Source organism: Pseudoflavonifractor sp. An176 (genome assembly GCF_002160435.1).
Lineage (GTDB): Bacteria > Bacillota > Clostridia > Oscillospirales > Oscillospiraceae > Enterenecus > Enterenecus faecium.
The window spans coordinates 21,364-27,773 of sequence record NZ_NFKO01000025.1 but is presented as its reverse complement, the minus strand read 5'-3'; the positions used below and the strand labels follow the sequence as shown (position 1 = coordinate 27,773).

8 protein-coding genes are annotated in these 6,410 nt (G+C 59.3%); 3 read left to right on the top strand and 5 right to left on the bottom strand.

The window, feature by feature from the left end:
• Positions 1-243: 243 nt before the first annotated feature.
• From B5F12_RS09355 to B5F12_RS09335, 5 genes are all read right to left on the bottom strand, one after another.
• The gene (locus B5F12_RS09355; protein ID WP_087233679.1) at positions 244-1,134 is read right to left on the bottom strand and encodes a HAMP domain-containing sensor histidine kinase; all 891 of its coding nucleotides are present in this window, start codon (positions 1,132-1,134) and stop codon (positions 244-246) included.
• A gap of 13 nt (positions 1,135-1,147) precedes the next feature.
• Positions 1,148-1,984 carry an ABC transporter permease subunit gene (locus tag B5F12_RS09350; protein ID WP_087233677.1) on the bottom strand — a complete coding sequence of 279 codons (837 nt, stop codon included), beginning with the start codon at positions 1,982-1,984 and terminating at the stop codon, positions 1,148-1,150.
• Positions 1,977-2,891, bottom strand: a complete 915-nt coding sequence (locus tag B5F12_RS09345; protein WP_087233675.1) for an ABC transporter ATP-binding protein — start codon at positions 2,889-2,891, stop codon at positions 1,977-1,979. Before B5F12_RS09345 ends, B5F12_RS09350 begins: the two co-directional genes overlap by 8 nt.
• 2 nt (positions 2,892-2,893) lie before the next feature.
• A complete protein-coding gene (locus tag B5F12_RS09340) occupies positions 2,894-3,550 on the bottom strand; it encodes a phosphatase PAP2 family protein (RefSeq protein ID WP_242954936.1) in 657 nt (218 codons plus the stop codon).
• 88 nt (positions 3,551-3,638) lie between these two features.
• Positions 3,639-4,304 (bottom strand): response regulator transcription factor, encoded by a 666-nt coding sequence (locus B5F12_RS09335; RefSeq protein ID WP_087233672.1) that lies wholly within the window; start codon positions 4,302-4,304, stop codon positions 3,639-3,641.
• A gap of 182 nt (positions 4,305-4,486) precedes the next feature.
• Between B5F12_RS09335 and B5F12_RS09330 the strand changes: the two genes are divergently transcribed.
• From B5F12_RS09330 to B5F12_RS09320, 3 genes are read left to right on the top strand one after another with little or no spacing between them, the layout of a single operon-like run.
• Positions 4,487-4,858: a GntR family transcriptional regulator gene (locus B5F12_RS09330; RefSeq protein ID WP_087233669.1), complete on the top strand. Its 372-nt coding sequence runs from the start codon at positions 4,487-4,489 to the stop codon at positions 4,856-4,858.
• Between the two features lie 4 nt (positions 4,859-4,862).
• Entirely contained in the window at positions 4,863-5,705 is an 843-nt protein-coding gene (locus B5F12_RS09325) for an ABC transporter ATP-binding protein (RefSeq protein ID WP_087233666.1), read from the top strand.
• A gap of 1 nt (position 5,706) precedes the next feature.
• Complete coding sequence (locus B5F12_RS09320; protein WP_087233663.1) at positions 5,707-6,330, top strand: ABC-2 transporter permease; 624 nt, start codon at positions 5,707-5,709, stop codon at positions 6,328-6,330.
• The last annotated feature ends 80 nt before the right edge of the window (positions 6,331-6,410 follow it).

The window sequence follows — 6,410 nt, the reverse complement described above, 5'->3', positions numbered from 1 at the left end:
CCACCGCACAAAACAAAATAAAATCATTGGGGTTTCAAAAGGGGCGGGCCCCTTTTGTGGCTTTTCGTCCATTTTGGCCAGTCAAAATGGACCCCAGCGGAGCGTCCCCGGCGGGGGCGCAGGTCTGCACCTGAGAAATGGGAGAAGGACCGCCCCTCACTCTGCCTGATGGCAGAAACATGAACCCCCAGCGGGAAGCGTCCCCACCAGGCTGGCAAGCCTGATTCCGGGCTGTGGAGACGGTCAGGCCACGGGAAAAGACAAGGTAATGACCAGCTGCCCCTCCTGATATTTGGCCTCCAAAGTGCCCTCCATCTGCTGGGTGAGCAGCTTGGCGATGGACAGGCCCAGGCCGGTGGAGTGGCGGGCGGTCTCCACGGTAAAAAAGCGGTCGAAGAGCCGCTGTACCAATACCGGGTTCAGGTCCGGGGCGGAGTTTGCAAAGGTGATGACCCCGTCCGGGGTCATGGTGACGGCAAAGCCCCCGGCGCTGTATTTTAGGGCGTTGCTGATGAGGTTGCTCAGCACTCGCCCCGCCGCCGTGGGGTCCAGATTCCGCTCCACCCGCCCTTCCGGCAGCTGGATGGTGGGCTCCATGCCCTGCTGCTCCATGGCCCCGCAGTAGGACAGCAGCGCCTCTTCCACCAGGCCCCGCAGGTCCACACGCTGGGGGTGGAGGGGCTGGGGGGCGGTGAGCAGGGCGTAGGCAAACAGCTCCTCGGACAGCTGGTGGAGTACCTGGGTGCGGTTGGAGATCTGGGACAGGTACCGCTCCACCGTCTCCGACTTCTCCTCCCCCTCCAGCAGGGCCAGATAGCCCACGATGGCGGTGAGAGGGGTGCGCAGGTCGTGGGAGATGTTGGTGATGGCCTCTTTCAGCTCCAGGTCCCCGTGCTGGTACCGCTGCCGCTCCGCTCGCAGTTGGGCCAGCTGCCCGTTGAGGGCGTCGGCCAGCGCCCGCATCTCCCGGTCCCCGGAGGACACAGCCAGCAGGGTGTTGGTCTCGCGCTCCAGCTGTTGGGCCATCCCCTCCCGGAGCTGCCGGGCGGATTTGCGCAGCGTGTACACCTTCCCGGCCAAAATCAGGAGGAGAACCCCCAAAAGGGCCACCAAAATCCAGGGTAACAGCTTCATAAGCCCTCCTCGGTCAGTTCAAATCTTTCCGCCGGAATCCCCACAGCCCCACCCCCGTGGTCACCACGGTGAGGGCGGCGGAGTATACGGGGAGAAGGGGCAGGTTGGGAGCGTCCCAGACTACGCACTGCATGATCTGTCCGCCGGGGGTCACGTCGCACAGCAGCTGGAATATCTCCCGCTTGGTACCCTCCAGATAGAAGGGGTATGGCGCTTCTTGCTCCTCCAACTCCCCCGAGACCGAGTTATAGGTCACTTGGGTGTAGGTGGGGGGATAGTTCAAATAGGAGTAAAGGTAGCTGCCGGAGATTAGCAGGCCAAAAGACAGCACCAGGGCCACCACCGCAGACACGGTGCGGTTTGGAATGAGCATGGCCAGCATGGTGTATAGAGAGGCCAGGGCCACGGTGAGCACCAGCGTGGCGCCCAGATAGGCCAGAACGGTGCCCATATCGGTCTCCAAAGGGCCAAACAGGGGGGTACCCACCGCCAGATAGGGCAGAAGGTAGCCCACACACATCAACAGACAGGCTACGGTGCAGGTGACCAGGTGGCTGAAGTAAATTTCCCAGCGGCGGTGCCCCACCACCAGTTTGTTGCGCACAGAGCCGTCGCTGTAATCGGTGCCGATAAACAGAGCACAAAAGAGGGCGAAGAGAATGCACACAAAGGGGATAAAGTTCAAAAACTCTGCATCCAGGTGCTGAGAATAGGGAATGGGATGCCGGAGTTCATACAGATAGCAGGACACCGGGACAAAGGCACCTGTCCCCACCTGGAAGATCATACACGCCCAAAAGCTCTTGCTCCGCCACAGGCGGAAGAAGTCGGCCCGCAGCAGGTTACCCATGCCCCTCACCTCCCACCAGACTCATGTAATAGCTCTCCAGGCTCTCATCCTGCTGGTGCATGGCGGATACCTGGCACCCAGCTTCCGCCAGGGCCTGCACCAGCTCCGTCACATGGGGATGGGCGTAGATGTTGGCGGTGTGGGAGGAGTCAATGGTGTAGTCCAGCCCCATCCCGTCCAGCACCCGGGCCAGAACGGCCACGTCGGACACCTCTACATGGGTGCATTTGCGGCAGGCGGCCTCCACCGCTCCGGCGCTGACCTCCTGGACCATGCGGCCCCGGTCCAAAAAGCCGTAGTGGGTGGCCAGCCGGGCCAGCTCGTCCAGAATGTGGCTGGAGAGGAGAATGGTGATCTGGTGTTCCCGGTTCAGCCGCAGCAGCAGCTCTCGAATTTCCACAATCCCCTGGGGGTCCAGGCCGTTCACCGGCTCGTCCAGCACCAGAAAGTCCGGGCTTCCCACCAGGGCCATGGCAATGCCCAGCCGCTGGCGCATACCCAGGGAGAAGTGGCGCACGGTTTTCTTCCCCGGGTTCTCCAGCCCCACCAGCTCCAGCAGGTGGGGAAGGTCCTGATAAGAGGGCAGGCCCAGAACCTGGGCCTGCAATTTTAGATTATTTAGGGCGGACAGGTCCTGATAGATGGCGGGGGACTCCACCACCGCTCCCATCCGCCGCCGGACCTGATGGATGGCGGGGTCCCAAAATGGGGTGCCGTACAGGGTGTAGTTCCCGGCGGTGGGGGATTGCAGCCCGCAGAGGATACGAATCAGGGTGGTTTTTCCCGCCCCATTCCGCCCTACCAGGCCGTAAATGGACCCTTTGGGCACCTGCATGGTGAGGTTTTGCAGGGCGTAGGTGTGGCCGTATTGTTTGGATAGGCCGTGGGCTTGGCAGACCAGTTCCATGCTCACGCCTCCTGCTGAATCCACACCCGGGCGTGTGCCGTCACGTAGTCGGCTACATAGTCCAGCACCAGGGCCAGGGCCACGCCGCAGAACAGGTCAATGACGCTGTGCTGCCGCAGCAGCACCGTGGAGGCCAAAATGGACAGATTTAGAAGCTGCATACACGTCCCTACCACCCGGCGCTGGGTGGAGGGCTTGGCTTTGGCCCAGCGGTGATAGCTCAGGGCCACCGTCATGGAGTTAAAGGCGTGGATGGAGGGCCAGACGTTGGTGTCGGTGTCCACCCCCCACAGCTGCCGCACCACCTGGGTGAAGAAGTCGTTGCCGGGGATGGAGTCCGGGCGCAGGTCCACTCCATTGGGGATGAGGGCGCACAGGGCCACGCACAGGGTCATGCCCCCGAACAGGGGCAGACACAGTCGCCAGAACTCTTGCCGGGGCTGGGTGAACAGAAGCCAGAACAAGGTGGCGGGCACCCACACAAACCAGGCGAAGTAGGGGATGACGGCATACTTACAGAAGGGAATCCAGTCGTCCAGAAAACAGTGGACGATCCACTCCGGTTTGATAAAGTGCTCCAGGGCTCCAAAGCACACCAGGTAGAACACCAGATACCCGGCCATAAAAAGGATGGGATGACGTTTACACCAGTCGATCATAATTTATCTCCTTGCGCTTGATGGGGATAGTGTACCAGAGAGGGGTCAAGGAAGCGGTGAAGAAATGGGTCAAGAAATCATCAAGATTTTAAGAAGCGGTCAGGCGAAAACCAATGCCCCACACAGACTGGAGGTACTCTTTGCCGCTGGCCTGACGCAGCTTTTTCCGCAGGTTGCTCATGTGCTGTTTCAGGGAGCTGTCGGTGCAGTCCGGGGTGTCCAGGCTGATGCGCTCCAAAATGACGCTCTTGGACAAGGCCTGATTGGGGTGCTGGAGAAACAGCTTCAAGATGGCGTACTCCGTCTTGGTCAGGTGTACCTCCTGCCCGGCCACCGTCACCTGACGGGCCAGGGAGTCCAGGCTCAGTTCCCCCACGGTGAGCACCTGGCCCTCCTCCTCTCCACGGGGGCGGCGGAGATGCACCCCAATGCGGGCCAGCAGCTCCTGGGGGTGAAAGGGCTTGGTGATGTAGTCCACCGCGCCCGCCTGGAGCAGTTCCACCTTGTTCTCCACATCCCCCTTGGCGCTGAGGATGATGACGGGGAAACTCTGGATTTTGGGCAGTACCTCCTCCCCGGACAGGCCGGGGAGCATCAGGTCCAGCAGCACCAGGTCGGGCCGCTGCTGGGAGAGCAGGTAGAGGGCCTCGGTGCCCGAGTACGCCCGCAGCACCTGATACCCTTCCCGGCGCAGCAGCTGCTCCAGGACATCTCCAATGTGGATGTCGTCGTCAATGATGGCGATGGTTTTCATAGGGCACCTCCCAGCAGAATGGTCACGGATACCACACATTATAGTGACGGAGCGGGGAAAAGGCAAGAGGGGAGGCTGTGCTGTACCAAGACAGGGAGCCAATAAAAATTTCCCAGCCCTATTGACAAGACTGTGGCTACTGTATATACTGTGTATACACAGAAAGCAAACGAGGTGATGGTTTGAATCTTTACATTGACAACCGCAGTGGGTCCCCCATCTACGATCAGATTTACACCCAGATCAAACATCAGATCATCAGCGGGGAATTGGAGGCGGACCAGGCCCTCCCCTCCATCCGAAACCTGGCCAAGGACCTGCGCATCAGCGTCATCACCACCAAGCGGGCCTATGAGGAGCTGGAGCGGGAGGGGTTCATTTATACGCTCCCCGCCAAGGGCTGTTTTGTGGCCCCCAAGAATGTGGAGCTGTTGCGGGAGGAGACCTTGAAGCAGATTGAGGCCCACATGGAGGAGATTGGGAAGCTGGCGGCCAGCTGCCAGTTGACGCGAGAGGAACTGCTGGAGATGTTCCGCCTGAGTATGGAGGAGTGAGACCATGAACGCACTGGAAATTCGGAATTTAACCAAAGACTACGGGGAGTTTACCCTGGACAACCTGAATCTCACCCTGCCCTGTGGGTGTATCATGGGCCTTATCGGCGAGAATGGAGCGGGTAAGAGCACCACCATTAAGCTGATTCTGGACATGATTCACCGGGACGAGGGCACCATCACCCTCCTGGGCCGGGACAACCGGGAGGATATGCTCCTCACCAAGCAGGACATCGGGGTGGTGCTGGACGAGGTGGGCATTCCCTCTTGCTTGAGCGCCGTGCAGGTGGGAAAAATCATGGCTCACACCTATACCAAGTGGGATAAAGAGCTGTACGCTCAGTATCTCAAAAAGCTGAATCTCCCGGAAAAACGCCCCTTTAAGGAGTATTCCAAGGGCATGAAGATGAAGCTGGGCATTGCGGTGGCCCTGTCCCACCACCCCAAACTGCTCATTTTGGACGAGGCCACCTCGGGGCTGGACCCAGTGGTGCGGGACGAAGTGGTGGAGATGTTCAGCGAGTTCACCCGGGACGAGAGCCACGCGGTGCTCATCTCCTCCCACATTGTCAGCGATTTGGAGAAAATCTGCGACTACATCGCCTTTTTGCACAAGGGAAAGCTGATGCTGTGTGAGGAGAAGGACCGACTGCTGGAGGAATACGGGCTCATCCACTGCTCCAAGGAGCAGCTGGCCCAGCTGGACCCCCAGGCGGTGCGTGGGGTCAAGGCGTCTCCCTACGGGGTGGAGGCTCTGGTGCGCCGGGACGGCGTGCCTGCCGGGATGCAGGTGAGCCCTGTGAGCATTGAAGAGCTGTTTATCTTTATGGTGAAGGAGGCGGCGTGATATGAAAGGACTGCTTTTGAAGGATTTTTATCTGTCGTGGCGGTACTGCCGGGCGTTTATTGTAATCGTGGCGGTGTTTTTGGCTGTATCGTTTACGGGCGATGATAATATCTTTTTCCTGATTTATCCCATCATGATTGCCAGCGTGATACCTATGACTTTGGTTTCCTACGATGAACATGACAAATGGACAGCTTACAGCGGTACCCTGCCCTACACCAGGGCTCAGCTGGTGAGCACAAAATATTTGGTAGGCATGTGTTTCGGTTCCGTGGCGTTTCTCATCTCCATGGCAGCCACTACTGTGCGGATGATTCTGGGGGGCGGCTTTGTTCTGGAGCAGTTTGCTTTGGTGGGAACCGCCCTGTTGGTGTTGGGGTGTTTGGGTCCTGCTTTGATCCTGCCTTATGTATTCAAGTATGGGGCGGAGAAGGGGCGTATGGCCTTTTACATTACCATTGGTCTGTTTACCGCCGCGGCTACTGTGCTGGCCGGAATTGGGTTCCAGGTGCAGGTGATGGGAGGCGGGCTGTGGCCCCTGGCGGTGGTGGCCGGGGTGTCTATCCTCCTGTATGCCCTGTCCTGGTGGCTGTCCATCCGCTTCTACCAGAAGCGAGAACTGTGACAAGAGGCAAATTCGACAAAAATACCCTCCATTTCTCGTGCGGGAAATGGAGGGTGTTTTTTGAGAAAATCCTTGTTTGA

Coding starts and splice junctions, on each gene's coding strand:
- B5F12_RS09355 (WP_087233679.1), bottom strand. CDS start 1,134: ATGAAGCTGTTACCCTGGATTTTGGTGGCCCTTTTGGGGGTTCTCCTC.
- B5F12_RS09350 (WP_087233677.1), bottom strand. CDS start 1,984: ATGGGTAACCTGCTGCGGGCCGACTTCTTCCGCCTGTGGCGGAGCAAG.
- B5F12_RS09345 (WP_087233675.1), bottom strand. CDS start 2,891: ATGGAACTGGTCTGCCAAGCCCACGGCCTATCCAAACAATACGGCCAC.
- B5F12_RS09340 (WP_242954936.1), bottom strand. CDS start 3,550: ATGATCGACTGGTGTAAACGTCATCCCATCCTTTTTATGGCCGGGTAT.
- B5F12_RS09335 (WP_087233672.1), bottom strand. CDS start 4,304: ATGAAAACCATCGCCATCATTGACGACGACATCCACATTGGAGATGTC.
- B5F12_RS09325 (WP_087233666.1), top strand. CDS start 4,863: ATGAACGCACTGGAAATTCGGAATTTAACCAAAGACTACGGGGAGTTT.
- B5F12_RS09320 (WP_087233663.1), top strand. CDS start 5,707: ATGAAAGGACTGCTTTTGAAGGATTTTTATCTGTCGTGGCGGTACTGC.